Origin of the sequence: Sporosarcina sp. UB5 (assembly GCF_050859005.1) — a bacterium.
Lineage (GTDB): Bacteria > Bacillota > Bacilli > Bacillales_A > Planococcaceae > Sporosarcina.
Map to the genome: position 1 here is coordinate 787,623 of NZ_CP125984.1, position 26,404 is coordinate 814,026.

Consider the following 26,404-nt stretch of genomic DNA (forward strand, 5'->3'; position numbering starts at 1 on the left):
ACCTAAGCACAAAACCCGGTTAGGAGGTTTCCCCATTGAAACGGTTGCATTTCTTAATTCTTTTGCTCGTCACATCGATACTATTTCAACCTCTTATGCCAAAAGCGGAACAAACACATTTTGACCAACAATCCTTACAAGATGCACTGCTAGCCACACTTAAACCTCATATATCAGAAGGTATTATCAATTTTTACGGCTACGACAAATCTTACGGATTGTATGACGCAAAAATATTGAACGTTCAGCGGGACGAGAAAGGCGGATTTTCCTTCACAGTTGAAGTTCAAGTGAATACATTTGAAACAGCGGAAAACCCACCATATGGCAAGGAAACACTGCAATTCGGAATTAGTACAAGAGGCATTAAACTTCTCGACTTTACACATGAAGGCGATGACGAGGAAAAAAAGTTGCATCAATTTTACAAGGAAGCGCTCATCGACATTCAAAAATCTTTTCATTTAAACTTGCTTCCTTACGAACGATACGATTATAACCAGTTGCGGTACAAGGCGGAAAAACATAATGAATTTAACTCATTGGCACATATCGCAGAAGAAATTGTTATTAACATCCTCAGTATGGAAATTCAACCGCCTTATAAAAATGTAATTAATCCTGTGACGTTCATAAAAGGCAATGAAGGCTTCATCTTGTTTAAGAAAGCTGACGGGACCAATTTTTACTATAAAGTCCTAAAGGAAAATGGCATTTGGAAAGTCATTGACCAAGACAGCGAAAAAGGGAAGAAAATGGAGTATGACTTGCTTTGGTACATGTGAGCAACAAAAGCGCAGGGCGCCTGCCTAGAGGCGACAGGCAAAGCCGTAACGAAGAACGGCTTTTGCGAGTAAGAGCGAAGCGTTAGGAGCAATGATCTTTGCCACGCAGTAGCTTTGACTTATGACCCGAGTCCTCTGGTGCCCGGAGCTGGATGTAAAAAGAGGTGGCGCCGGCCACCTCTTTTTAGTCGATATTATTAGTTTGAAGTTGCACCTTTCCAATGTGAAATGTCTTCTTCCAACGGAATTTGTGCAGCTCTTGCCCGGACTGCGGCGAAGAAGAAAAGGGTGACAAGGAAGATTGAAATAACCGTTGCCCCGATATACGCCACATTCATCGGCAATCCGAAACCGATCGTCGCATTCAAAATATACGTCATCGTCGCCATAAGCATGAATGTACCTGGGATAAGCGCAACCCAGTAATTTTTCCGTGCGATGAACAAGTACATCGCACCTACAAATAACGCGATAACAGCTGTCGATTGGTTCGCCCATGAGAAGTAGCGCCATAAAATATTAAAGTCGACTTGCGTCAAAGCAATGGAAATTAGGAACATTGGTACAGCAATCCAAAGACGGCTCAAAATCTTCTTTTGTGGCATCTTGAAGTAGTCCGCAATAATCATTCGAGCGCTACGGAAAGCAGTATCGCCAGAAGTGATTGGAAGGATGATGACGCCCAAGATTGCTAACGTTCCACCTACCGCACCTAACATCAATGTAGATGCTTCGCTGACGATCAATGCAGGACCGCCTGCCGCCAACATTTCATGCAAGCCACCATACCCGTTGAAGAGCGCCATTCCTGCAGCCGCCCAAATCATCGCGATAATCGCTTCTGCAATCATCATTCCGTAGAAAATCTTACGGCCTTGTCCTTCTTTTTGCGTCGTACGTGAAATGATCGGTGATTGTGTCGCATGGAAGCCAGACAATGCACCACATGAAATCGTCAAGAATAGAAGCGGGAAAATCGCCAATTTGTCAGGGTGCATATTGGCAAATGTCAGTTCCGGAATTTCGACTCCTTTGATGACCATCATTCCGCCTACTCCAACAGCACTGATGATTAAAAGCGCACCGAATATTGGGTAGAAGCGGCCGATAATTTTATCAATCGGCAGTAATGTCGCAAGAATATAATACGCGAAAATAAGCGTAACGATAATGCCCATCGCCATCCAACCGTTCATCAAGTTGTATAGCAAGCCCGCAGGAGCGGAAACGAAAACCGTACCAACAAGTACTAATAAAAGAATTGCAAACGCATTCACAATATGTCTCATGAATTTCCCTAAAAACTTACCAGCAAGCTCAGGCAAATGCGCGCCACGGTTACGGATGGAGATCATACCCGTCAAGTAATCATGGACAGCACCTGCAAAAATGGCACCGATTACAATCCAGATGAATGCAATTGGTCCGTAAAGAGCCCCCATAATTGGACCGAAAATCGGACCTACCCCTGCAATGTTCAGCAGCTGGATCAGCGAGTTTTTCTTCGTGCTCATCGGCACATAATCCACACCGTCCCCGCTCGTATACGCAGGTGTCGCACGGTCTTCCTTTACTCCAAACATCTTCTCAATGAATTTGCCGTACGTGAAATACCCAACAATTAGTAAGACGATACCGAATAAAAACGTGATCACTTCTTCTTCCCCTTCCCCTATTAGCAGTAGTTTCTTTCAGGATGCTCTCGCAGATGTCCAACTTATGTCTACTATTAGACTCTTTCTCAGAGTCTGAAAGATTCAGATTTAGTATACTTCATTCCTTCAAAGAAATAAATGCTTTTTACTATTTTGTTATATCACAGTTTCATGCAGTACTACAACAAGAAAAAATCCCGCGAATTTAGTTGAATGCTCTTACCGTTTCTGTATTTAAATGAACTTCTTTATAATCTCTTTCACTGTTCCACACGCCGATTCGTGAACGCTCTCCCCCGCCCATAATGACATAAACTCAGGGCGACCAAGTGCCGCCGCTTCGCTCCGGATTTTCTTCGTCAAGTCGTTTTGATATGGATATGGGGCGATTGGGATACCTACCATTATGTCAATGAACTCGTTACGGATACCTCGTGCTGATTTTCCGGAGAACGCTTTCGTGAGCACTGTGCTATTTTCAGCCGCTTCTAAGACGGCTTGTTTATAAAGCGGATGCGCTCCGCTTTCTTCCGTTGCTAACAATGCGGTACCGATTTGGACGGCTTCTGCTCCGCGGAGGAGTTGATGATTCAGCTGCTCTTTGTTAGCGATTCCACCAGCAGCAATGACCGGGATAGTGACAGCTTCGATTATTGAAGGCAGTAATACTGCAAGCGGTACATGTTCTTCACCGATGAATGAACCACGATGTCCACCGGCCTCACTACCTTGCGCGACAACCGCATCCACGCCGGCCTTTTCCACCGCAATTGCTTCTTCCTTTGTCGTTGCCGTTCCGATTAACAGTACGCCCGCGTTTTTGAGCTTCTGGATCGTCTTCTGATTCGGAATCCCAAATGTAAATGAGCAGATCGGTACGTCTTCTTCTATAATGACGTCAACTTGCCTATCAAAATCTGATTCTGATAAATGCGCCTTCCAAGAAGACATGCCGAGCTTCCTGCCGATTGGTTGCAATGCCAAATATGCTTGGTCCAACTGCTCTTGATTCATTTCATTGTTTTCCGGAATGAATAAATTGACGGCAAATGGATTTCCCGTGAGCTTCTTCACTTCCCGGATGAAATCCCGAGTCTCCTCCGCGGATAAATAACCCGCTCCGACAGACCCCAATACTCCAGCTTCAGCCGCAGCCGCGACGAATTGTGGTGTCGTCACGCCCGCCATTGGAGCTTGGATAATCGGATGTTTAATTCCTAACATGTCTATAAAGGTCATAATTGCACGCTCCTTCTTTCTACTTTCCAACGGGCACATACCCTGTCTTCTCGATAATTTCCTGCCCTTCATCCGACAGAATCCATTCAATGAACGCTTCAATATGCGGGTTGTCGCTTCCTGCCGTTACGGCGTAAAATTCGTTCGTAATTGGATATTCGCCTGAGCGTATCGAGTCGACGGTTGGTTCAACACCGTTCACTTCAAGTAGACGAATTTTATTGTTTTTCACCATCTGTGTCGAATAGTATCTGAATGTGTAGCCAATCGCGGTTTTATGGTTTTTATAGTCGGACACTTCGCCGATCACCGTTCCCATGAGAGAGGCAATGTCCTCTGTCGGCGGCTTCATAATTGGTGTAAGGCCCATGAAATTTTGCAGCGCAGTTTGACTGCCGCTATTTTCAGGCCGTTGGAATGCACGGATTTCTTCATTTTTCCCACCGACTTCTTTCCAATTCGTAATCTTACCTGAATAAATTCCTTTGATTTCATCTTCCGTCAAACTTTTTACCGGGTTTTTGGCATTGACGAAAAAGACGAATGCCTCTTTCCCGATCGGTGTTAGCTGTAATTCCTTGCCTGCGCTTTCCGCTTGGTTTAACTGTGTTTTTGATGGTCCCAATGCGAATATAATATCTACTTTCCCATTAATTAAATTTCTATATGCTTCTCCCGTCCGATTGGACATTACTTCGCTGTTATAAGGCTCGTATTCTTTCTCTGGATAAACGGCTTGTGCAAATGCAGCGTAAATCGGGTAAAGTGCCGTTGCACCGTCAATGATTGGCAAATCATCTTCAATTTTGTATGATGCCGGTTTATCTAGGGACACGGCCTTTGTTTTCTCCACGAACGGTTCGTATTCAACGAGATCGACTTGGCCGTCTGTAATGACCGGCCTTGTTTTGTCGTAAATCCCTGGTGCCGCAAAAACAAGCGCGATTGCAACTAATGCTAACGAACCGATCTTGAACTGCTTTTTGAATCGGAACAATTCGAAGCGTGTCATGACGGCGAAAGCTCCAATTGCTAAATATGCAGCTATAACGAATGGAATTAGATAGTCCATTCCGGTGAAATATGCTGTTAGCGCCCCGATTGCAGCTAGCGGGAACAGCAACGCCATGATGAACAGGACAGATACAACACCCCAAAAAGTTTGCAAGCTATTTCCTCCTCGTAATCTCTCTTTTGTTTAGTATACAATATTTTGAATTTAAAAAAGGTACCGAACAGAGAAAATCTGTCAGGTACCTTTTTATTATGCAGTTCCTAATTCTACACCAAGCTCACTCAAATATTGTCTATATGCGATGCTCATCCGGTCGCACACGAGCGATAGTTCAACTTGTAGATCAAGCGGGAGCTCCTCCGGCTTTTGGTTCTCAACGATTGGCTTGTCCTGCGCGAAGATTTCGTCTTGGAACTTGATAATCGCTTCGTCGGTAAGGCCTGTATCATAATTGAATGACAAAATGCCATATGCAACCGAACGCTCTTCATCGATCGGTCGAACAGTCAATAAAATCGTCATCAATGTATCGTTTTCTTTGTCCCTTTTCGTAAAGCTAACCGTAAATGGGCGATGGATTTCATACGTGTAATAAACGTATTTCGGGATTCCCGAACCGTCTGGATCTGGTTGGAAAATGGCGATCTCATCTGAGAAGATGCGGTCTCCTTCTTTGTGCACCTTGTAATCCATCACTTCACGATGCGTTTCCGTTCCTAATGCACCGACATGCACGACAGCAAGATGACCAACGTCTAGGAAGTTTTCAATTATACGTGGCGGTTTCGCGACAACTTCCTGCGGTCCCCAAATAACGTTATGGTAACTATCATCTGCCATCGGTTTGTAGTCAAAAATCTCGGGTTCATTCCCCGCGAAGTTAACCCAGATTAGTCCATATTTCTCAATACAGCTGTAGGAAATCGCCTTCGCCTTTTTCGGGATTGAGCGTCCTTCAGGCAGTTGCGGAATATGCACACAAGCGCCTTTATCATCATATTCCCAAGCATGATAAGGACAGATGAGACAATCATTTTTCACTTCCCCCAACGACAACGCAGCGCCGCGGTGGATACATAGATCCTTGAACGCATGTACGCCTTTGCTATTGCGGAATATGGCGAGGCGCTCGCCCATTAAAACGACTTGAATCGGCTTTTCCTTCACATCTTCCGATCGGCAAGCAACGATCCAATCGTCTAACAATACTTGATCATCTATCATAACGAAATTTCCTCCAGACACGTTTTCATAGCTTTATATTACTTAATCAACAACCTATTCGTCAATACAAAACACGAACATTTAAACAGATAACATATTTTATCATACGGTTTTTATATACAAAAACATAATCATCTACTATAATTTAATTAAATTTAGATTGAAAAACTTGAAAGTGGGGAAATCAGTTGTGGAAAAGAGTGACGGGAACGGCATTATTATTGGCGTAAACGAAAAAGTACGAGCACCGAAAGCATTCATCTTAGGATTGCAACACGTACTTGCAATGGATCTATATATAGCTCCTATCATCATTGCCGGGTTACTTTCATTGACGATTGAAAATACGGCGTTCTTTATACAAATGTGCTTTTTGGCGACAGGGGTAGCGACATTGATCCAAACAGGCGCTGGTATTAAAATGCCCGTCGTTCAGGGACCTTCTTATGTACCGATTGGAGCGATAGCGGCTATCGGAGGGAAGTTGGGACTTGGGGCGATTGCGGGAAGCTTGATTCCTGGAGCTATCCTTGTTGCTTTAATAGGATATCCGCTGAAATGGTTCGCGAAGGCGGTAAGAAAGGTGATCCCCCCGTTAGTCGGCGGGACAGTCATCATCATCGTCGGCATCGCGCTAATGCCGATTGGATTGAATAATATATTTTTGGCAGAAGGAAATATCGGTGAAAACATTATCGTAGCCTCGGTTTCCGCAGCAATTGTCATTATTTGCATGTTGCTCGGGCGCAGACTTGGAGGGATTGGAACGTTTTTCCGCCTCGTATCCGTCATTCTTGCCATTTTAGGTGGAATTTTGACAGCAAATATCTTCGGTACCGTCGATTTCAGCCCTGTCAAAGAGGCAGCATGGTTTTCGTTGCCGACGTTATTGCCTTTCGGAAAGCCCGTCTTTGATATGGGAGCCATCATTTCAATGATTTTCGTTTATTTGATTATCTTAATTGAAACGACGGGAACATGGTTCGTCGTTTCCTCCGTTACGGGTGAAGAGTTGGATGAAAAACGGCTGAACCGTGCTTCCGTCGGCGAAGGACTTGGCTGTTTCGCAGGTGCGCTCGTCGGTAGCACGCCCATGACGGGCTATTCATCCAATGCAGGGCTACTCGCTATCACAGGTGTTGCAAGTCGTTCCGTCATTATGGTTAGCGGCGGGATTCTCGTCTGCCTCGGACTTGTCCCGAAATTGTCAACAGCGATTACTTGTATTCCGGAGCCTGTCATTAACGGCATTTTCGGCATCGTCTGTGTTGCAATCGTTACAAACGGGATGAAAGTCATCCAACCAATCATTATCGATGACCGCAATATGATGGTCATCGGCATTCCAATTTTATTGACGATTGCCGTTACGGTACTGCCGAAAGAAGTGCTCACATCGGTACCTGATTGGGCGAACTATATTTTGTCTTCAGGTATTACAGTTGGTGCGTTGGCAACTGTTTTGTTGAATTTGATAATTCCTAACAAGGACAGTAGAGAACTACCTTAAAAAACAAAAAGCCGGTATAGAGAGAGTTTCGTTCTCTATACCGGCTTTATCAATTTCACCCTAAAATGTCACTCACACGACCGACTTGCCCATCCTCCAGCCGCACTTTAATGCCATGCGGGTGAAAGCTTGAATTTGTTAATAAATCTTTGACGATTCCTTCCGTCTTCACGCCTGAGCGCTGATCCTTTTTCAGGATAACTGCAACCTTCATTCCTGGTTTCACATCACTTCGATTACGTCCGTCCATTGTTACGCTTCCTCCCGTGTCCGTTTTCTACAGTTTATCATATCGAGTTACTGGCTGACTGTTGTATAGATATGTTATCACCGACTTGAGTGAGTTTATCACCGACTCTATGTACTTTACCACCGACTCTCGGAGGTTTATCACCGACTCTGACCACTTTATCACCGACTCGCCCCTTTTCCTTCAATTTCACAACAAAATTATACAAAAGTTCCTGGAAGTGAAATTTTCCCGTGAGTAAACCCGTTATACTTAATGAAACACAAAAAGACATGCGCATGTCCGTTTCAGTTAGGAGGTTACTATGGAACAGGAACAGCTTTGGATACAACAAGTGTTAGCTGGCGATAAACAAGCCTATGCACACATTATTAACAAATATAAAAACCAATTATATGCAACCATTTTGCGGATGACGAATAATCCGCAAGATGCGCAAGATCTCGTCCAGGATGCCTTTATCAAAGTGTACCGCAACCTTGATAAATATGACGCAAGCGGTTCGTTTTCGAGTTGGCTTTATAGAGTAGCCATCAATCATTGCATGGATGAGTTCCGGAAAAAACGATATTCTACGATTCAAGTTGAAATAGATGAAGAAAGGGTCGTTAACCCGGAGCATCCAGAAGTAGTCTTCTTGAAAAAAGAGAAAAGCCGTCAATTAGAGCGGTTGATTGCTACTTTGCCAGAAGACGAAAGACTTATCATACTTCTACGTTATGTCAATGAAATTAGTTACGTGGAAATTGGTGAAGTGATGGACGTGCCCCTATCGACGGTGCGCAATAAACTGCATCGTGCGAAGAAAAAGATGAGAGAAACTGTGAAACGTGAAGGAGGATATTTTCATGAACTGTCTCACGGCGGATAAGCTTTCGCAATTTGTAGATCAGTTGCTACCTAAACAGGAGATGGCTGAAATCGAGGTGCATGTACAGTCATGCACGTCTTGTGGAAAAGTTGTTCATGCTTTTCAGGAGGAACAGCGCTTTATTGAAGAGACGTTACAGACACCGACCTTGCCTGAGAATTTTACAGATCTTGTATTGGATCAATTAGAACCATATGAGAAATTGAAAAAACGACGCAAAACCGTTTGGAAACGAATCACACTTACTGCTGCGGGTGTTGTTTTAGCGGTAAGCATCGGTGCAACCGTCAATCCTACATTTGCTCAATTTATCGGTGGACTGTTCTCTTCCGACTATGTCGATAAAGGGTTGAATATTGCTGCGGAGGCTGGGCTTACACAACGGGTTGATTTGCAAGTTGAAGATCAGGGACTGACGTTTGTTGTCGAAGAAGTCATTGCCGATACTTCAAGGGTTTCACTCTCCTACAAAGTGCTAAGTGAGAAGGGGATTCCACAAGATACTCGTTTGAAGCGGAACAATAAAATTACAGCCATCGATCAAAACGGCAACGAAATGAAAGAATTAGGAGCAGGCTGGCATAGGGAGAGTGACTATGGATTTGTAGAGTTCAATCTTCACGATCTAGACAATACTATAGAAAAACTTATGATTCAATTCGATCTTGTCGAACTGAATGGAGTAAAGGGCAATTGGCAGTTACAGGTCCCTGTCGATCTGTCTGAAAATCGCAAGCTTACAAAATCGGTGGATCTAATTGATGCATCCGCCGACCATCACGGTGTAGAAATCAATTTGAAAAAGCTACAGGTCGCCCCCTCTTCTTTTGGCTTATTTTTCGAAACCTCACTCACAGAAGAGGAAAAAACAAAATATGAAAGAGCAATGCGCGAGTTTGAGGAAACGTTCGGCAAAGATTTAATGAATCGGCATGTAGGTAACACTTCAGGAATTTCCTACCACATCAAAAACGCAGAAGACGAAGTGGTTTATTCAACGAATCATTCAATTTATGAAGAGACAACAGGCATGTTGCGAGGGATGGGGGAAGATATGGATACATTCGGACACACTGCTTGGACCCATTCGTACCTCCCTAAGAATGAAGATCAGCTGACCTTTATACTGGATGGAGTCTATAAAATGGAACCTACAGACCTTTCCTTGACAATCAAACCGAAAGAGATGAATAAACATCCCTTGACGCTAGACTATAAAGGAAATCATGTAAAGGTCAAAAGTGTTAGAAAGCCACAGTTCGGACAAGAAAAATCCGTCATCATCAACTTGGATGGTAAGATAAACTCACTTGACGCAGACCTGGGCAACTGGATAGCCGTAGACGACAAAGGAAATAGCTACACTGCCAATCGCCGCGGCTCCTCCATTTCGGCTAAAAAGGACAAAAACGGTCTTCATGATGTGAGATTCTCTCTGGAAGTAGAAGGTTTGAAAGAAGTGCCCGATGAATTGACGCTATACCTCGTTTCGATGACATTCTATTACCCTGTTGAAAAGCAATGGCAAGTTCCTTTGCTTGGCGAAAACTAAGTAAAATTGTATAGGCCATCATTACCGGGATAGCCCCCAAAAAACAGAGCAATAGCTGGATTCAGCCTTGCTCTGTTTTTTATTTGCACATTATATTATTTTGATAACGCAATGTTAATATGGGCTAAGTGGTGCTCTTCGTGCCAAGCTAACTTTGCAACTTTTGTTGCGACTGTTATTTCACCATTTTTCTGGTGAGTAAACACTCGATGTAATTGGTCTTCGGATAAATGATGTCCTAAAGATACGATGCGCTCATTTATACCTTCTAGCATTTTAATTGAACTTTCTACAGGAAGTTCTGTATCCGGTTGAACCGCCCACTTTTCTTCGTCAAATGCTGGTGCTGTTGGATTCTCATCTGTTAATGCCAACTTTAAACGTTGGTACATGTTCAACTGTGAATCTGCAATATGATGGACAAGTTGGCGAACTGTCCAGGCACCATCACGATATGTCTTGCTTAATTCCTCGTCACTTAATGAAGCAGTAACTTCTCGTAATCGAACCGTGTACGTTTCGATTTGCTTAAGCCATTCTTGAATGTTTTCCAATGTTACGTTTTCAGGAACTTGCAACTTCCCAATTGGGTATTTCACATCCATTTTTACTCCCCCTATTCGTAATTCGTTCATTTCCGATACATTACATCCCCCGCGACAACCGTCATGACAACGTCGACATCAAGAATTTCTTCTTCACCTACCTCAAATAAATCCTTATCAAGCACCGTGAAATCCGCATCGAATCCGACGCCTAGTTTCCCTCGCGAATCCGCCTTCCCAATCGTCGCAGCGCTACCTGATGTGAATAAACTAATTGCCTCGAACATACTCAACTTCTCTTGAGGCAAGTACCCTTCATGTGTCTCTCCAGGTTTTCTCCTCGTCACCGCCGCGTAAATACCGAGTAGCGGATCGACCTCTTCAATCGGTGCGTCCGACCCCGCTCCGCAAATGAATCCTTCATCGATCAACCGTTTCCATGCATATGCCCAGTCAAGGCGATCCTCACCTAGCCGTTCCATTACCCACGGGAAGTCGGATGCGACAAAAGCTGGCTGGATATCGAGAACGACAGGAAGTTTCTTCATCCTCTCTACTAAATCGTCACGCAACACATTCACGTGGATAAGCCGATCGCGCTTTCCTTCTGGTGCAGGATGACGCTCAATCGCGTCCAATCCTTTTTCAACTGCCCCGTCCCCAATCATATGCATTGCAACAGCTTGCCCGTATTTCCGCGCAGTCGCGACAAGTTCATCAATCTCCTCATCCGTCACTACTGTCGTGCCGGAAGTAGACGGGTTATCCGCATACGGCTCGCTCAACAAAGCGGTACTTCCGCCGAGTGCTCCGTCAATGAAAAACTTCATCTCCCCCGGCTCAATCCACGGTTCATCATACGTAGCTTCATCTTCCATCAGTTGTGTAAAAACTGTTGACCTGCGCAACAGATGCGCGCGGAACTTCTTCTTCTCACCGACGACATTTCTGAACGCTTGCAATGGATTATGGTAATCGCCATAGTAGCCAAGATCATCGGTCACTGCGCCAGTCAATCCAAGTGATAGCAAATCATCGACCGATTTCTCAAGCGCTTTCGTCAGCATCTCCTCTGTCGGCGCCGGAATGATTTGCAGTACACGATCCATCGGGCCTTCTTTTAACAACCCGGTCGGCTCGCCATGTTCATCCCGCTCGATGACACCGTCGTCCGGATCAGGCGTATCTTTCGTAATTCCTGCAATCTCCAATGCTTTTGAATTGACGATTGCCGCATGTCTGCACGTCCGTTTTAAATACATTGGAGAATCTGTCACCTTGTCCAGTTCATGCCGCGTGAAAATCTTTTTATCCGCAAAGTTGTTTTCATTCCAACCTTCGCCGATGAACCACTCGTCCTCTTTCAAGTCAGGATAGGCGTTCATGAGCAACTCCATCATTTCATCCGCAGACTTTGCTTTTGATAAATCTAAGCTAAGCAATTTCTGCCCATGTCCAATCATATGCATATGGTTGTCAATGAATCCCGGATAAAGCACCGCTCCATTTAGGTCGATTTCATTGTCAGCCTCATTCTTCAACTCTTCATATGTGCCGACCGCGATGATTTTTCCGTTTTCTGTGAGCAGTGCCTCGACGGTTTCCCCTTCACTTTCCATCGTATATAGCTTTCCGTTATACCAAATCGTTTTCATCCAAACTCCCCCTCCTCTTTCTTTAATTCTAAACTTTCGTGCAACGTTGGGCAAACTAATTCGAATGAATGCTATAATGGAACGAATAGTACAAGGAGGGATCTTCAATGAGATTGACAGTATATCTTGCAGGGGAAATCCATACGTCTTGGCGTGAAGAGGTGAAACGGAAAGTCGCAGCTTTGAATTTGCCAATCGATTTTGTCGGCCCGATGGAAGACCATGATCGGTCGGACAATATCGGCGAAGAGATTTTAGGCAAGCAGCCAAATGCCATTTTTAAGGATGCTGCGGCTTCTAGTTTTAATAACTTGCGGACTGAACTATTAATGAAGAAAGCCGATCTTGTCATTGCTCTTTTCGGTGAGCAGTACAAGCAATGGAATACGGCGATGGACGCGAGTGCAGCGGTCGCATATGGTAAGCCACTCATCCTTATCCGTTCCGAACAACATCATCATCCGTTAAAGGAACTTTCCCGCAAAGCACATGCCACGGTCGAAACCGTCGACCAAGCCGTAAAGGCATTGCATTATATTTTCGAATGAAGAAAAAGGCTATCCGAACATGGATAGCCTTTTTTATTTACAAAACCTTTACATCCCATTCATATTCCCTCAACACTCATCGCCTACACTATGAGTAAGCCTCAATCCAACTAGGAGGATTACAAATGACATTACTTCTTGATCGTATAAAGGAAAAGCCATTATCAGTTGTGCGAAACGAAAGCTGGCATAAGCCGATTTATGAAACGAACGGCTTGAATTTATGGTACGGCACATCGCACGCATTGAAGAACATCGATTTATCGATTAATGAACGCGAAGTGACCGCCATCATCGGTCCATCTGGATGCGGAAAATCAACGTTCCTGAAAACATTGAATCGGATGGTAGAAACAGCAGACGATGTATCTATCTCCGGCAACGTCACGTTCAAAGGGAATAACATACTTGGTAAGGCGATGCCTGTCGAAATTCTTCGTTCGAAAGTCGGTATGGTATTCCAAAAGCCGAATCCATTCCCGAAATCGATTTACGAAAACGTTGCATTCGGACCGAAAGTGCACGGCATTCGCAACAAGGCGATGCTCGACATGATTGTGGAAGAAAGCTTGAAAAAAGCGGCGTTGTGGGATGAAGTGAAGGATCGTCTTCATAAAAGCGCGTATGGCCTATCCGGAGGACAGCAGCAACGACTATGTATTGCAAGATGTCTTGCTATTGATCCGGAAGTGATCTTAATGGACGAACCGACCTCGGCACTTGACCCTGTTTCGACTCATAAAATTGAAGAATTGATTAGTTCCATTAAAAACGACGTCACTATTGCCATCGTCACACATAACATGCAGCAAGCCGCACGGATTTCCGATCGTACAGCATTCTTCCTAAATGGTGAAGTAATTGAAGAAGATCGGACGACGACAATTTTCAACAACCCTTCAGATAAATTAACAGACGACTATATTAACGGTCGTTTTGGATGATACATGAACCCACTCTATTCAAGAGTGGGTTTTTATTTATTCATAAAATACTAATTTACAATACCTTTACACATTAACAATACTCACTTAACAATGGGTCGTTATGATGTAGTTGTGAGGGAGGGAGATTCCTTCATCTACATTAGAACATAAAATTAGGGGAGGATTTATCAATGAAGTTCAACAAGTTTCTTTTATTCATGATCATCGCTGCATTTGCAGTTGTTCTCGCAGCATGCGGTAAAGACGGTAACTCCGCGGAGTCGGACATTAATAAAGCTTCCGCACAAGGAGCCGAGCTTGAAGGTAGTGTCGCCATTGACGGTTCTGGAACAGTGTACCCACTTATGGCCCGACTTGCTGAAGAGTATATGATTAACGAACAAGAGAACGTATCCGTAGAGGTAAGCCGCGCTGGAACAAGCGCAGGGTTCAAGAAATTTCTCGTTACTAACGGTACGGACTTCAACGACGCTTCCCGCAAAATTAAAGATGAAGAAGCAGCTGAAGCAGATAAGCTTGGCATTGAAGTGAAAGAATTGAAGGTTGCGTTGGACGGTCTAACTTTTGTCATTAATAAAGAAAATGATTGGGCTACTGAAATGACGCCTGAACAATTAGTTAGCATTTTCAAAGCAGATAGTACTGTCGAAAAATGGTCCGATATTAATCCTAATTGGCCGGACGAAAAAATTAATGCGATGGGACCGAATGAAAACCACGGAACGTACGAGTTTTTCTATGAAAGCATTCTCGATAAGCAAGACATGGATAACTCTGTCAACTTGCAACAAGAATATTCGACTCTCGTAAACCTCGTCTCTGAGGATAAATACGGCATTGCCTTCTTCGGATTCGGCTACTACGTCAATAACCAAGATAAGATGAACGCGGTTGCGGTCGACTTCGGAAACGGTCCTGTCGAGCCAGCGTTAAATACGATCGCCGAAGATGGAGCTTATGCAGACTTCACTCGCCCGGTGTTCACGTACTTGAATGTAAATCATGCGAAAGAAAAGCAGCAAGTGAAAGACTTCGCAATTTACGTCATGAACAATATTAATAAATTTGCAGGAGAAACAGGTTTCGCACCAATTCCAGAAGCTGAAGTTAAAGAAAACGTAAGCTTCTTGGAAGGCCTAAACTAAGTAAAGATGGATGAGAGCTAATACTAAAAAGCTCTCATCCTCTTCACCTTACTGAAAGGAGCATCTTTAATGATCAATCACGAACTACCAAAGGCAGATAAAGTAACAATCCGAGACATGATCGACCAAAACCAACGTGGCAATTCGATTAGAAGAAGGATTGAACGACTAATTCCCATTTTCCTCACATTGATCGCCTCATTATCCGTTCTGACGACAATCGGTATCATTTGGACACTGTTGTCCGAAACGGTGGAGTTTTTTAAACGAGTGCCATTCCTCGATTTCTTTACGGGTACCGTCTTGAGGCCACTGAGCCAGAACCCTGAATTCGGGGTACTTCCATTATTAATGGGTACCGTCACTTCCTCTTTGATTGCGATGGCGGTAGCTGCACCGATTGGCCTCATGGCCGCCATCTACTTGAGCGAATACGCATCTCCGAAAGTACGAAAAGTCGTCAAACCAGTGCTTGAGCTACTCGCTGGTGTACCGACAATCGTCTATGGGTTCTTCGCCTTCACTTTTGTGACACCACTATTACGTGAATTTATTCCAAGCCTTCAAGCGACGAATATCCTAAGCCCAGGGCTCGTCATGGGTGTCATGATCATTCCGATGATTGCCTCCCTATCTGAAGATGCGATGAGCTCCGTTCCAAATGCGATGCGTGAAGGGGCTTATGGATTAGGTGCAACGAAGCTTGAAGTGACGCGAAAAGTTGTAATACCAGCGGCTTTATCCGGCATTATCGCTTCGTTTGTGTTAGGCATTTCTCGTGCGATTGGGGAAACGATGATTGTGACGATTGCGAGTGGAAGTACAAAAAACTTCACGTTTGATATTACGCAATCGATGCAGACGATGACCGCTTATATCGTTGAAGTAACGGGTGGAGATGCCGCTGCCGGTTCGACGGTCTATTATAGCTTGTATGCTGTGGCGATGACCCTTTTCGTTTTCACACTCGTGATGAACCTACTTGCAAGAGCTGTCTCCAAAAAGTTCAGGGAGGAATATTAAGATGAAGCAACTGAGCGAAAAACAACTGACACGACGGACGAACCGTCGTTTATTCCTAAACCGGTTCTCGAAAACCATTTTCATGCTATCCGCGTTCTTCGGATTGTTCTTTCTTGCCATTTTGCTCGTCCGTGTCGTTACGGAAGGCATCGGATCCATCAACTTCGATTTCTTAACCGGTAAGTTATCGACTCAACCGGATCGCGCAGGCATCATGGGAGCGATACTCGGAACGTTTTGGCTTATGCTCGTCGTCGCTCCTGTTACGATGTTCATCGGCGTTGGTACTGCAATTTACTTAGAAATGTACGCGAAGAAAGGCCGTTTAGTCAGTTTTATTCAAACAAATATATCCAACTTGGCAGGCGTCCCTTCCATCGTATACGGAATTCTCGGGTTGACGGTATTTGTACGGGCGATGGGCCTCGGTAACATTGTCCTTGCAGGCGGATTGACGATGTCATTATTGATTCTGCCAATTGTCATCGTCGCAAGCCAGGAAGCTATCCGTTCAATTCCTTCCTTTTTGGGTGAGGCATCTTACGGGTTAGGTGCGACGAAATGGCAAACGATTCAACGAATCATCTTACCAGCAGCACTTCCGGGGATTTTGACGGGCGCGATTCTTTCATTATCCCGCGCTATCGGGGAAACGGCGCCGCTCGTCGTCATCGGCATTCCCGCATTGCTTATCCCGTTCCCGGGAAGCATTATGGACCGCTTTACAGTATTGCCGATGCAAATTTATTACTGGACACTAGATGCTTCACTCGTCGCGGAATATGCCAACCTGGCAGCAGCCACGATTATCGTTTTGCTAGTTGCGCTGTTCATATTAAATTCCACAGCAATTATCATCCGGAATAAATTCCAGCGTGTTTTCTAATAAGTAATTCCATCGCATCCGATTGTGGATGCGATTTTTTATTTCAAATAAAAAAACTGGAAACTCTCCATTGAGATGTTTCCAGTCCATTTCTTATTCTTCAATACCCATTTCTTCACGAACGACTTCTGCAATGCGGTTCACATAGCGATCGCAGTCTTCGTGATTTGGTGATTCGACCATTACACGGACAAGCGGTTCTGTTCCGGATGGACGAACGAGGACTCTGCCATTGCCAGCCATTTCCTCTTCAACTTCCTTAATAACAGCAGCGACTCGTGCATTATTTGTCACTTCGTTTTTATCTTTCACCCGGATGTTAACAAGCTCTTGCGGGTAAATCGTCATTTCGCTTGCAAGGTCAGACAGCTTTCTTCCCGTCCGCTTCATAATGTTGACGAGTTGTAATGCAGTTAGCAAGCCGTCCCCTGTCGTATTGTAATCAAGGAAAATAATGTGGCCCGATTGCTCCCCGCCAAGATTATAATTCCCTTTTCTCATTTCTTCAACGACGTACCGGTCCCCAACAGCCGTTTTGACGCTCATCATGCCGTGCCGCTCCAATGCTTTGTAGAAGCCGAGATTGCTCATAATCGTGGAAACAATCGTATCCGATTTCAGGCGACCTTTCGATTGGAGATGGCGGCCAATAATGAACATGATTTGGTCTCCGTTAATGACTTTACCTAATTCATCGACTGCAATGAGACGATCTCCATCGCCGTCAAAAGCAAGTCCGATGTCCGCACCTTTTTCAACTACAAGCTGACCGAGTCCTTCAGGATGTGTCGATCCGACTCCATCATTAATGTTCAATCCGTTCGGAGAAGCACCAATCGTCGTTAAATCCGCATCGAGATCTGCAAAAACGTGCGTTGCCAATGAAGAAGTCGCACCATGTGCACAGTCAAGGGCGATATGAAGGCCCGTGAACTCCTCGTCAACTGTTTGTTTCAAGTATTGGATGTATTTATGGCCGCCTTCAAAGTAATCCGTCACTGTACCGACATCCGCACCTATCGGACGAGGCAAGCTATCCGTTTCAGCGTGTAAGAGGGATTCAATTTCCTCTTCTTGCTCGTCTGTCAATTTGAACCCGTCCGCTCCGAAAAACTTGATGCCGTTATCTTCAAAGGGATTGTGGGATGCTGAAATCATAACACCTGCCTGGGCATTCATGGCGCGCGTCAAATATGCAACACCTGGTGTGCTAATGATTCCGAGCCTCATCACTTCGACTCCCATTGATAACAGACCTGCAATTAATGCATTTTCCAGCATATGGCCGGATATACGAGTATCCCGTCCTACAAGCACTTGAGATGTCTCCTTGACATCTCTCGTCAATACATGTCCGCCAATTCTGCCAAGTTTAAATGCAAGCTCTGGCGTTAATTCTTTATTTGCAATTCCACGGACGCCATCCGTTCCGAAATACTTTGTCATTATTCATACTCCCTTTCAATGCTCTTAATCAGCTTCTTCATCATGCAAGCCTTATTTCCAATGTCACTTCATCCTCAGAAAGCTTCCAAGCAATATGGTCAGGACCTACTACAGAGAGCGGATATGCATGCTCTCCTTCCTGATCCGTCCCGGAAGCATCGACGCTTATATTGAAATCAGAAGCGTCGAGTGAATTTATGACTTCCTCTTTTGCAGTCACTGTTACATCAATAACTCCATTCCCCGGTTTTAAAAAGGTGCTAGTAAATTTCTTATCAAGCCCTTTTACAGCGATTGGAATGTTTTTGAATTCCTTCGTAACATCCTCCTCAGTCAAATCCATAGACACATCTAGAGGATCCTCACCACTCATAACCGTCACATTTATGTTCACTTTAATTTTGTCATCAGAAAGCTTCGTAACGCCATTCGGCTTTGGTACTTTCACTTCTATGCTGCCTGATTCCTTCACCTTCGAAATATCGACATCTACCAACAGCTCGTCAATTGTCTCAAGCGTCTTCTGCGGACCAAAAAGTGTCACTATATTCGTCTCTGTGAAAATCGAGTCAATTACTATGTTTTCACCAGGGATGCCTATTTGTCTCAGGACAACTGGAACCTCTTTACTATTTTCTTTCACTTCCACTTTAACGGTTACTTCTTCAGGGACAATTGTGACATCCAATTTATTTAAATCCCGGTCGAGCACCCGAACACGGGCTTTACGTTCAAATGATTTATTAATGCCTGGGTCTCCGGTTACCGAAACCTTTACGAAGCTGATTGCTTCTATTACGCTTTTAGCACCTGTCACTTGTATTGCGGAAGGTTCGACTTCCATTTTCTCAACATAAAAGTCTTCCGCAAGCAATCGTACATTTAACTCTGGGTCAACTTTGAACGTTTTCGCTATTTTTTCTTCGATGACGACGTCCACTGTTGCAGGATCCAATCTCACATCCAGCTTATCCGAAAGATTTTCCGTTTGGATTTTAACTGTATGCCTGCCTATCGTCAAGTCACTCAAGTCAACCCTCAATGTGAAATCCTTCAATAACTTCGTCGTCTGAACGAGATTGGAAGGACCGTCGATAGACATGTTCACAGTTTTTGGTACGCCTGTCACAACAAGGTTTTCATCATCATAAAAAACTTCCACAGGAACATCGCGAAGAATATCCTGCGTATCACCGATTGGCGATCTATTCGTTTTCTCATCCTCCGCCTGAACGGAAAAGAAAAGGATGATGGCAAGCGCCAACGCCGTAAAACGGAGGAACCATGGACGATCCATTAAATTATCCATTTTTATGTTTCCCCCATTTCCAAAATGGAGCAGATGAAGTTTCCGTTTCCGCTCCAAACCATACTTGTCGCAGCTGTTTTTCAAATTCCTCCATCGACAAATTCCGATTGATGTCGCCGTTTGCGGTAATGCTAACGGCACCCGTCTCCTCGGATACGATAATCGTGATGGCATCGGTCACTTCGCTAATGCCGAGCGCCGCTCTATGGCGAGTTCCGAGTTCCTTTGAAATGAAAGGATTTTCCGAGAGTGGCAAATAACAGCCCGCCGCCGCAATACGGTTCTTTTGCAAAATGACAGCCCCGTCATGCAATGGCGTATTTGGAATGAAAATATTAATAAGCAATTCAGATGTGAGAATTGAGTTTAACGGAGTTCCTGTTTCAATATATTCACTTAACCCCGTCTCCTGTTCAATCGAAATAAGCGCACCAATCCTCCGCTTCGCCATATAGCTCACAGACTTTTTAAACGCCTCAATCATACGTTCACGTTCCTCTTCTTCCTGCATTGCCGACCTCGCAAACAAACGGCCACGACCAAGTTGCTCCAACGCACGGCGTATTTCGGGTTGAAAGAGGATAATTATAGCAAGGAAACCGAACATCAACACTTGATCCAACATCCACTTCAATGTATCAAGTCCAAGATATTCAGTAAGAATACGGGCAATTAAAATGACGAAAATCCCTTTTAGCAACTGTACTGCCTTCGTGCCTTTTATAATGGTGATCAATTTATAGAAAACAAACCAAACGAGAAGCACATCCACAATATTTTTCAGGATTTCTATCGGACTTGAGTTTGTAATCATTTCCCAACCAGGCATGCGCTTCCCTCACCTTCATCACAAATTCTTCTATACTTCAGTATATCATACAGCCTAGTTTCAATGCTCTTGAAAACGAACTAAGACTGGTTACTAATGGGAACGTTTTTCCTCCTGTTTTGTTTCCAAGTAAGGAAGGGGATTTGGACGCGGGATGCCTTACGTTGGACAAGCGGGACATAGTTGAGTCGCGATATAAAAAAACGACCGCGCTCCCGCTCCCGGAAAGGCGATCGTTGTTATTACTATTCTTCCTGCAGCTCCCCTTTTGTGGACGGGAAGATGTCCTTGACAGTCGACTTAATTTTATACCAGAGCCAGTCAAAAGCCTTATCAATCTCTTCACTTTTCCCTGTAACGACTGCTGTCGATGCCATGTATTTGGAGCCGTGGATAACCGTCACATTGCCATCCACTTCCCCTTCAATCCGGAGATTACCATTTTTAACGACGATATCCCCTTTTACAACTTCCCCTTGAGGAACGATGACCGTTTCTCCTTCGACGACGAGATTCGGCTGCTTCGTGAATGAAAACTGCTGATCGTTGCTATAGCTTGAAAAGAGTGTCGTGCTCATTAATATAAAGAAAAGCGCGGCGGCAGCCACAAGTGGGTGCCTGCGTAATAAGCGTTGAAATCCTGCTTGTGATTTTTCTTTCGGGAGACGTGACATAACGCCCGAGACAAACCCTTCTGGCGCTTGGATCGGAGCAGCGTCCTTTAGGAATAAAGCCGACATTTTTAACTCATCCATCATTTTCCTGCATTGTTTACAGGCAGCTACATGCTTTTGCAGAATTTGCTCATCTTCGCGGCTAATGTCCCCGTCTAAATACGCGTGCATTAAATGGATTACTTGTTCCTGACACGTATTCATACTTTATTCCCTCCTACATATTACCCATCTGTTTCCGTAACGCTTCCCGTCCACGGTGAACCCGAGTTTTTACGGTTCCAAGTGGTATTTCTAAAATATCACTGATCTCTTGCAACGGCAATTCTTCCATATAACGAAGAATGATAACCGTACGGTACTTCTCAGGAAGACGTCCAATCTCATACTGAACACGTTCCTGCGCTTCCATACGCTCTACTTCTTCTTCAGGCAAGTCGCCGGCCGCTGCAATTTGTGAATACATATTTAGACCGTCCGTTCCGGGAACTGTCGCATCGAGATAGTAATCCGGCTTCTTTTTACGAATTCTGTCGATGCATAAATTTGTTGCAATCCTAAATAGCCAAGTTGAGAACTTTCGTTTCTGATCATACGTATGGATGTTCACATACGCACGTACAAAAGCTTCCTGCGCGATGTCTTCCGCTTCCTGGGGATTGCCGAGCATTCGATAACAAACATGATACAGCCGATGTTGAAACATAGTGACGATTTCTTCGAATGCATCCTGATCGCCTTTGATCACTTGATTTATTCTTTTATTGACCAATTCATCCAATGACTTTCATCCTCCGCTCTATGCGGCTGTTCCTTCTATACGATTGAAGGGTGCAACAGGTTTCATTTTTTATTTATATTTTATTTTATCAAAGATTTGTCGTTATTTGTGTATTATTTGGAATTTTATTCATAAAAAACCGCCCGAATTCACTCCAGGCGGTCATTCTTATAGTAACTTTTCTCCAAACAATGATCCCATGAGTGCGACTGCGACATCCGCTGTTTTGTTTTTCTCATCGAGGATTGGATTCACTTCAACGAACTCTGCAGATGTAATCATACCCGAATCTTGAAGCATTTCCATTGCAAGATGACTTTCGCGATAACTAATTCCACCTTGCACAGGCGTCCCGACTCCAGGCGTGTAAAGTGGGTCGAGCCCGTCCAAATCCAATGAAAGGTGGACGCCATCTACATTCTTCGCTTGCAAATAAGCAATCGCTTCGTTCATAACCGTAGTCATGCCGTCTCGGTCAAGTTCATGCATCGTAAACACTTTAATGCCTAATTCTTTTATTAAGTTTCGTTCGCCCGGGTCGACGGAACGTGCACCGATGATGACGATGTTTTCAGGCTTTAGTTTCGGCCCTTCCTTAAAAATGTTTACTAATTTTTCATGGCCGAGACCCATAAGGACTGCAAGCGGCATCCCATGGATATTACCGGACGGCGACGTTTCCGCCGTATTCATGTCAGCATGCGCATCATACCAAATAACGCCTAAATTATTATATTTTGAAGATAAACCTGCGATTGTCCCGATGGCAATACTGTGATCGCCTCCGAGCACTAAAGGAAAGTTCCCATTTTTGACGACTTCAGCAACTCGATTCGCGAGTTCACTTGTCGCTTGAACGACTTCCTCTAAATTTTTTAAATTTGTAACTTCCCGATTTTTTTGTTCAATCGCTTTTACTTGGACATCTCCTTCATCTTCCACCGTGTGCCCAATTGCTGTTAATCTATTAATCGCGCCTGCATAGCGCATAGCGCTCGGCCCCATGTCCACACCCCTACGGCTTTGTCCGTAATCGAGTGGAACCCCTATTAATGATATATCCAATTTTCTCATAGTTGTCAGCCCCCCACCCTATTGTAATTCGTTCAATAGAATGGCTCAACTCGACAAGTTTTCGGATATTTATACATTTTCTACGGACTTTGAAAACATAGACTCGCAGTCTACTGGAGGCAATGGTTTGCTGAAAAAGTACCCTTGTCCTTCCCTACATCCCAAACTGCGAAGGATTTTCGCCTGCTCTTCTGTTTCAATCCCTTCAGCAACGACATTAAGGCCTGCCGTATCCGCCAACGTTATAATTGCCTTGACGATTGCCCTGCTGTTTTCATTCACATCAATATCCTTTACAAATGACATGTCGATTTTCAACGTATCCGCCGGCAGCTCCTTTATATAGCTAAGTGCGCTATATCCCGTACCAAAGTCATCGATTGAAACATGCATACCTAAGTCTCTTATTCGTTGTATCGTATCCCGCATCTCATACAGATTTGCGAAGGAGCTTTCGGTTAGCTCGATTTCAATTAATTCCGGTTCAACTTCCTCTTCCACTAAGATCCGCTTAATTGTCTTAACGATTGCAGGATCATCGAGTTGAACAGGCGACATATTAACTGCAATACGGAAAGGCGTAAACCGTTGACGTTTCCATCTCGCCGCCTGTTTGCATGCTTCTCGTAACACCCACTCCCCGAGTGGAAGAATAATTTTCGTTTCTTCCGCTAAAGGGATAAATTTATCCGGCGGAATCCGACCGAGATCCGGGTGATTCCAGCGCACAAGTGCCTCTACACCTGAAAGATTTCCACGTGACAAATTTACTTTCGGTTGATATTCCAATGTAAAATGTCCACTTTGAACACTTTTCCGTAATTCACTTTCCAACAAAATACGTTCCAATGTTTTCGTCGCTGTCCCTGGTTCGTACATCTTAACGTCTCCGCCGCCACACTCTTTGACATAATGGAGTGCCTTTTCCGCTTTCATCATAAGCTCAGATGCCGTTTTCGCATGCTTCGGAAAAAGCGCAATCCCACAGCTAGTAGTGATGGTACATAGATTTCCGTTTATGTGTATCGGCTTTTCCAAATAGGCGATAATCTCGCCAGTCTTCCTCTTCGCTTCTTCCTCATTTGTCGCATGCATAATGGTGAAAGCAAATTCGTCACCGGAAATTCGACCAATGATGTCCTCCGCACAAAGAACGTTCTTCAACCGTTTTGCAATAATCGATAGAACATAATCCCCGGCTTCCTGTCCAAAAGAGTCATTCACATCGCGTAATCGATCTATATTTAAATAAACCATACCTAGCTTCGATCCACTTTTCCGCTCTTCCTGAAGAGTAGCACGTAATTGTTGCCCAAACGCATTCCGATTGAGCAAAGACGTTAGTTGATCGTTAGAAGAGAGCTTTCGATTTTCTTCGACAATCTTACGATACACTTCCGCATCCTTACGAATCTTCTCCTCCAAAAGCTTTCGTTCTGTAATGTCATGACGAATAGAAATATATCGATTTGGAATTCCGTTTTCATTTAAGAACGGAACAATTTTCGTACCGACCCAGTAAAGACTGCCATCCTTTGCACGGTTGCAAATCTCCCCACTCCAAATATTCCCGCGCCCGATCGTTGCCCACATATTTTTAAAGAACTCTTTCGAATGGTACCCTGAATTAATGATTGAGTGTGTAGCACCAATCAGCTCATCTGCTTCATACATAGAAATTTTCGTGAATAGTTCATTAACGTAGATGATTTTCCCAGTACGATCAGTGATGGCGACAATTGCCGATTGATCGAGAGCGTATGCAATGTCAAAAAGCATTGATTCCACATCTTGCTGACTGGATCCACCTGTCATTTTACGCATCTTTTCATAATAGTCATGCACAGGACACCAAATCCTTTCTGCTAAACAATTACTGTATCAACTTGAACGGACAACCGTTTGAATTAGGAATAAAATTGATTTCATATAAAGCAAGTTCTCATTTGCGCTGATGAAGTTCTCATTCTTTCGCTATGAGTTCTCGTTTACGCAGAAGAAGTTCTCGTTCTTCCGCTATGAGTTCTCGTTTACGCAGAGGAAGTTCTCGTTTACGCAGAAATACTTCTCATTCTTACGCGGAAAGTTCTCGTTTACGCCGTGGAAGTTCTCATTCTTTCGCAATGAGTTCTCGTTTACACAGAGATACTTCTCATTCTTACGCTATGAGTTCTCGTTTGCACAGAGATACTTCTTATTCTTACGCAGAAAGTTCTCGTTTCTGCCGAGGAAGTGCTCGTTTGCGCCTATAATGAGATTACTAAAACGTTTCTGTCATCTCTACTTTATAATACTAGTAAAACTTGCATTGGATGATGTGAAGTATGAACAATTTTCGAAAGAGGTAAGATATGATTTTTGGCAATAAAAAAAATCCTATCTTTTGATGGATTTGAGTGGGTTGTATGGGGTTTTTAATGGAGTGCTTGTGTATTAAAACTTTTGCTCGCAATGTTTTTAAGCTTATAATGCTTAGGTAATAAAACCTTTTGCTCCTAATTCCTTGCGGAATTACTCGCAAATCATTTTTTTCGCTTCTCGAAAAAAATGATTGGCTGGGGTAGCTGGATTCGAACCAACGAATGACGGAGTCAAAGTCCGTTGCCTTACCGCTTGGCTATACCCCAACGTTAAAATTGAGATAAGCTTCGCACTGCTGCGTCGGCTTGCTTCTCTCGATCTGGATTAGCAAACATTTTTATGCTGTATGTAAATGGTGGTGGGGGACGGATTCGAACCGCCGAACCCTGAGGGAGCGGATTTACAGTCCGCCGCGTTTAGCCACTTCGCTACCCCACCAGGTTAAAGTTGTATTAAGCTTGATTCTCCCAATATTAACGGGACATTATAATAAGCTGCGCACTATTTGTCAGCTATTCTTAAAAAGTAAATAAACAAAAATGGTGACCCCTACGGGATTCGAACCCGTGTTACCGCCGTGAAAGGGCGGTGTCTTAACCGCTTGACCAAGGGGCCATCGTATATTTAAAAACTACTTCGTGAATCGCACAAATATTATATTAACATACTAAACTCTATTGTGCAAGACCTTTTTTATTTTTCTGCTTTCCAAACTTCAGTCGACATAAAAAAAGCTTCTTCATGAAATAGAATTTGCTAGTTTCATCTGGAGCTTCCAACCGGATTCGAACCGGTGACCTCTTCCTTACCATGGAAGCACTCTACCTACTGAGCTATGGAAGCATAAAAATGGCTCCGCAGGTAGGACTCGAACCTACGACCGATCGGTTAACAGCCGATTGCTCTACCACTGAGCTACTGCGGAATCGTAATTAATTTTTCCAACGACACTATTTACTTTAGCCGAAATCCGAATGAAAATCAAGCTTTTTTTCATTATCCCGTAACGACTTTCTCATATTAGCATGTTCTCATCATATTGGTCAAGCCTTTATCATAAAGTACCGTATAGATTTCGTT

The 26,404-nt window shown here is 43.9% G+C and carries 23 protein-coding genes and 5 tRNA genes; 9 read left to right on the plus strand and 19 right to left on the minus strand.

Annotation, left to right across the window (positions count from 1 at the left end; genetic code table 11):
* Positions 1–35: 35 nt before the first annotated feature.
* The gene (locus tag QM454_RS04200; protein ID WP_432361974.1) at positions 36–785 is read left to right on the plus strand and encodes a DUF3888 domain-containing protein; all 750 of its coding nucleotides are present in this window, start codon (positions 36–38) and stop codon (positions 783–785) included.
* A gap of 197 nt (positions 786–982) precedes the next feature.
* On the opposite strand, the gene QM454_RS04205 is transcribed toward QM454_RS04200, so the two are convergent.
* The 4 genes from QM454_RS04205 to QM454_RS04220 all read right to left on the minus strand — a co-directional run bounded on the left by QM454_RS04205 (position 983) and on the right by QM454_RS04220 (position 5,918).
* Positions 983–2,440 carry a carbon starvation CstA family protein gene (locus QM454_RS04205; protein WP_432361977.1) on the minus strand — a complete coding sequence of 486 codons (1,458 nt, stop codon included), beginning with the start codon at positions 2,438–2,440 and terminating at the stop codon, positions 983–985.
* 234 nt (positions 2,441–2,674) lie between these two features.
* Positions 2,675–3,709: an NAD(P)H-dependent flavin oxidoreductase gene (locus QM454_RS04210; RefSeq protein ID WP_432361980.1), complete on the minus strand. Its 1,035-nt coding sequence runs from the start codon at positions 3,707–3,709 to the stop codon at positions 2,675–2,677.
* Positions 3,699–4,847 (minus strand): PstS family phosphate ABC transporter substrate-binding protein, encoded by a 1,149-nt coding sequence (locus tag QM454_RS04215; protein WP_432361983.1) that lies wholly within the window; start codon positions 4,845–4,847, stop codon positions 3,699–3,701. Before QM454_RS04215 ends, QM454_RS04210 begins: the two co-directional genes overlap by 11 nt.
* 96 nt (positions 4,848–4,943) lie before the next feature.
* Positions 4,944–5,918: a Rieske 2Fe-2S domain-containing protein gene (locus QM454_RS04220; RefSeq protein ID WP_432361986.1), complete on the minus strand. Its 975-nt coding sequence runs from the start codon at positions 5,916–5,918 to the stop codon at positions 4,944–4,946.
* A gap of 190 nt (positions 5,919–6,108) precedes the next feature.
* Between QM454_RS04220 and QM454_RS04225 the strand changes: the two genes are divergently transcribed.
* Positions 6,109–7,428, plus strand: coding sequence for a uracil-xanthine permease family protein (locus QM454_RS04225; RefSeq protein WP_432361989.1), 1,320 nt, complete (start codon positions 6,109–6,111; stop codon positions 7,426–7,428).
* A 55-nt stretch (positions 7,429–7,483) separates the two neighbouring features.
* On the opposite strand, the gene QM454_RS04230 is transcribed toward QM454_RS04225, so the two are convergent.
* Positions 7,484–7,678, minus strand: coding sequence for a YwbE family protein (locus QM454_RS04230; protein ID WP_432361992.1), 195 nt, complete (start codon positions 7,676–7,678; stop codon positions 7,484–7,486).
* 304 nt (positions 7,679–7,982) lie between these two features.
* Between QM454_RS04230 and QM454_RS04235 the strand changes: the two genes are divergently transcribed.
* Together QM454_RS04235 and QM454_RS04240 are read left to right on the plus strand one after the other, a co-directional pair.
* The gene (locus QM454_RS04235; RefSeq protein ID WP_432361995.1) at positions 7,983–8,549 is read left to right on the plus strand and encodes an RNA polymerase sigma factor; all 567 of its coding nucleotides are present in this window, start codon (positions 7,983–7,985) and stop codon (positions 8,547–8,549) included.
* Positions 8,527–10,101 (plus strand): DUF4179 domain-containing protein, encoded by a 1,575-nt coding sequence (locus tag QM454_RS04240; RefSeq protein ID WP_432361997.1) that lies wholly within the window; start codon positions 8,527–8,529, stop codon positions 10,099–10,101. Before QM454_RS04235 ends, QM454_RS04240 begins: the two co-directional genes overlap by 23 nt.
* A gap of 95 nt (positions 10,102–10,196) precedes the next feature.
* On the opposite strand, the gene QM454_RS04245 is transcribed toward QM454_RS04240, so the two are convergent.
* Both QM454_RS04245 and QM454_RS04250 read right to left on the minus strand, forming a co-directional pair.
* Positions 10,197–10,706, minus strand: a complete 510-nt coding sequence (locus QM454_RS04245; RefSeq protein WP_432362000.1) for a YfiT family bacillithiol transferase — start codon at positions 10,704–10,706, stop codon at positions 10,197–10,199.
* Between the two features lie 26 nt (positions 10,707–10,732).
* A complete protein-coding gene (locus tag QM454_RS04250; RefSeq protein WP_432362003.1) occupies positions 10,733–12,301 on the minus strand; it encodes an amidohydrolase in 1,569 nt (522 codons plus the stop codon).
* Positions 12,302–12,408: 107 nt separating this feature from the next.
* Here QM454_RS04250 and QM454_RS04255 point away from each other — a divergent pair, with 107 nt between their 5' ends.
* From QM454_RS04255 to pstA, 5 genes are all read left to right on the plus strand, one after another.
* Positions 12,409–12,849, plus strand: coding sequence for a YtoQ family protein (locus tag QM454_RS04255; RefSeq protein WP_432362006.1), 441 nt, complete (start codon positions 12,409–12,411; stop codon positions 12,847–12,849).
* 125 nt (positions 12,850–12,974) lie between these two features.
* Entirely contained in the window at positions 12,975–13,793 is an 819-nt protein-coding gene (pstB, locus tag QM454_RS04260) for a phosphate ABC transporter ATP-binding protein PstB (RefSeq protein ID WP_432362009.1), read from the plus strand.
* 173 nt (positions 13,794–13,966) lie between these two features.
* Complete coding sequence (locus tag QM454_RS04265; RefSeq protein WP_432362012.1) at positions 13,967–14,941, plus strand: PstS family phosphate ABC transporter substrate-binding protein; 975 nt, start codon at positions 13,967–13,969, stop codon at positions 14,939–14,941.
* Positions 14,942–15,058: 117 nt separating this feature from the next.
* Entirely contained in the window at positions 15,059–15,964 is a 906-nt protein-coding gene (gene pstC / locus QM454_RS04270) for a phosphate ABC transporter permease subunit PstC (protein ID WP_432363855.1), read from the plus strand.
* Between the two features lies 1 nt (position 15,965).
* Complete coding sequence (gene pstA / locus QM454_RS04275) at positions 15,966–16,850, plus strand: phosphate ABC transporter permease PstA (RefSeq protein WP_432362014.1); 885 nt, start codon at positions 15,966–15,968, stop codon at positions 16,848–16,850.
* Positions 16,851–16,943: 93 nt separating this feature from the next.
* On the opposite strand, the gene glmM is transcribed toward pstA, so the two are convergent.
* The 12 genes from glmM to QM454_RS04335 all read right to left on the minus strand — a co-directional run bounded on the left by glmM (position 16,944) and on the right by QM454_RS04335 (position 26,249).
* The gene (gene glmM / locus QM454_RS04280) at positions 16,944–18,296 is read right to left on the minus strand and encodes a phosphoglucosamine mutase (protein WP_432362017.1); all 1,353 of its coding nucleotides are present in this window, start codon (positions 18,294–18,296) and stop codon (positions 16,944–16,946) included.
* Positions 18,297–18,336: 40 nt separating this feature from the next.
* Entirely contained in the window at positions 18,337–19,605 is a 1,269-nt protein-coding gene (locus tag QM454_RS04285; RefSeq protein WP_432362020.1) for a CdaR family protein, read from the minus strand.
* Positions 19,598–20,434: a diadenylate cyclase CdaA gene (gene cdaA / locus QM454_RS04290; RefSeq protein ID WP_432362023.1), complete on the minus strand. Its 837-nt coding sequence runs from the start codon at positions 20,432–20,434 to the stop codon at positions 19,598–19,600. The genes QM454_RS04285 and cdaA overlap by 8 nt, the downstream gene beginning before the upstream one ends.
* Positions 20,435–20,679: 245 nt before the next feature.
* Positions 20,680–21,312: a zf-HC2 domain-containing protein gene (locus tag QM454_RS04295; protein ID WP_432362026.1), complete on the minus strand. Its 633-nt coding sequence runs from the start codon at positions 21,310–21,312 to the stop codon at positions 20,680–20,682.
* 13 nt (positions 21,313–21,325) lie between these two features.
* Positions 21,326–21,889 (minus strand): RNA polymerase sigma factor SigW, encoded by a 564-nt coding sequence (gene sigW, locus QM454_RS04300; RefSeq protein ID WP_432362028.1) that lies wholly within the window; start codon positions 21,887–21,889, stop codon positions 21,326–21,328.
* Between the two features lie 168 nt (positions 21,890–22,057).
* On the minus strand, positions 22,058–22,963 hold the full coding sequence (rocF, locus tag QM454_RS04305; RefSeq protein ID WP_432362031.1) for an arginase: 906 nt from the start codon (positions 22,961–22,963) through the stop codon (positions 22,058–22,060).
* Positions 22,964–23,032: 69 nt separating this feature from the next.
* Positions 23,033–24,808, minus strand: a complete 1,776-nt coding sequence (locus QM454_RS04310) for a putative bifunctional diguanylate cyclase/phosphodiesterase (protein WP_432362038.1) — start codon at positions 24,806–24,808, stop codon at positions 23,033–23,035.
* 707 nt (positions 24,809–25,515) lie between these two features.
* Positions 25,516–25,590 (minus strand) — tRNA-Gln (locus QM454_RS04315).
* 87 nt (positions 25,591–25,677) lie between these two features.
* Positions 25,678–25,762, minus strand: a tRNA-Tyr gene (locus QM454_RS04320).
* A 102-nt stretch (positions 25,763–25,864) separates the two neighbouring features.
* A tRNA-Glu gene (locus tag QM454_RS04325) sits at positions 25,865–25,939 on the minus strand.
* A gap of 152 nt (positions 25,940–26,091) precedes the next feature.
* A tRNA-Thr gene (locus QM454_RS04330) sits at positions 26,092–26,167 on the minus strand.
* A gap of 7 nt (positions 26,168–26,174) precedes the next feature.
* Positions 26,175–26,249: transfer RNA gene (locus tag QM454_RS04335), tRNA-Asn, on the minus strand.
* Positions 26,250–26,404 lie beyond the last annotated feature (155 nt).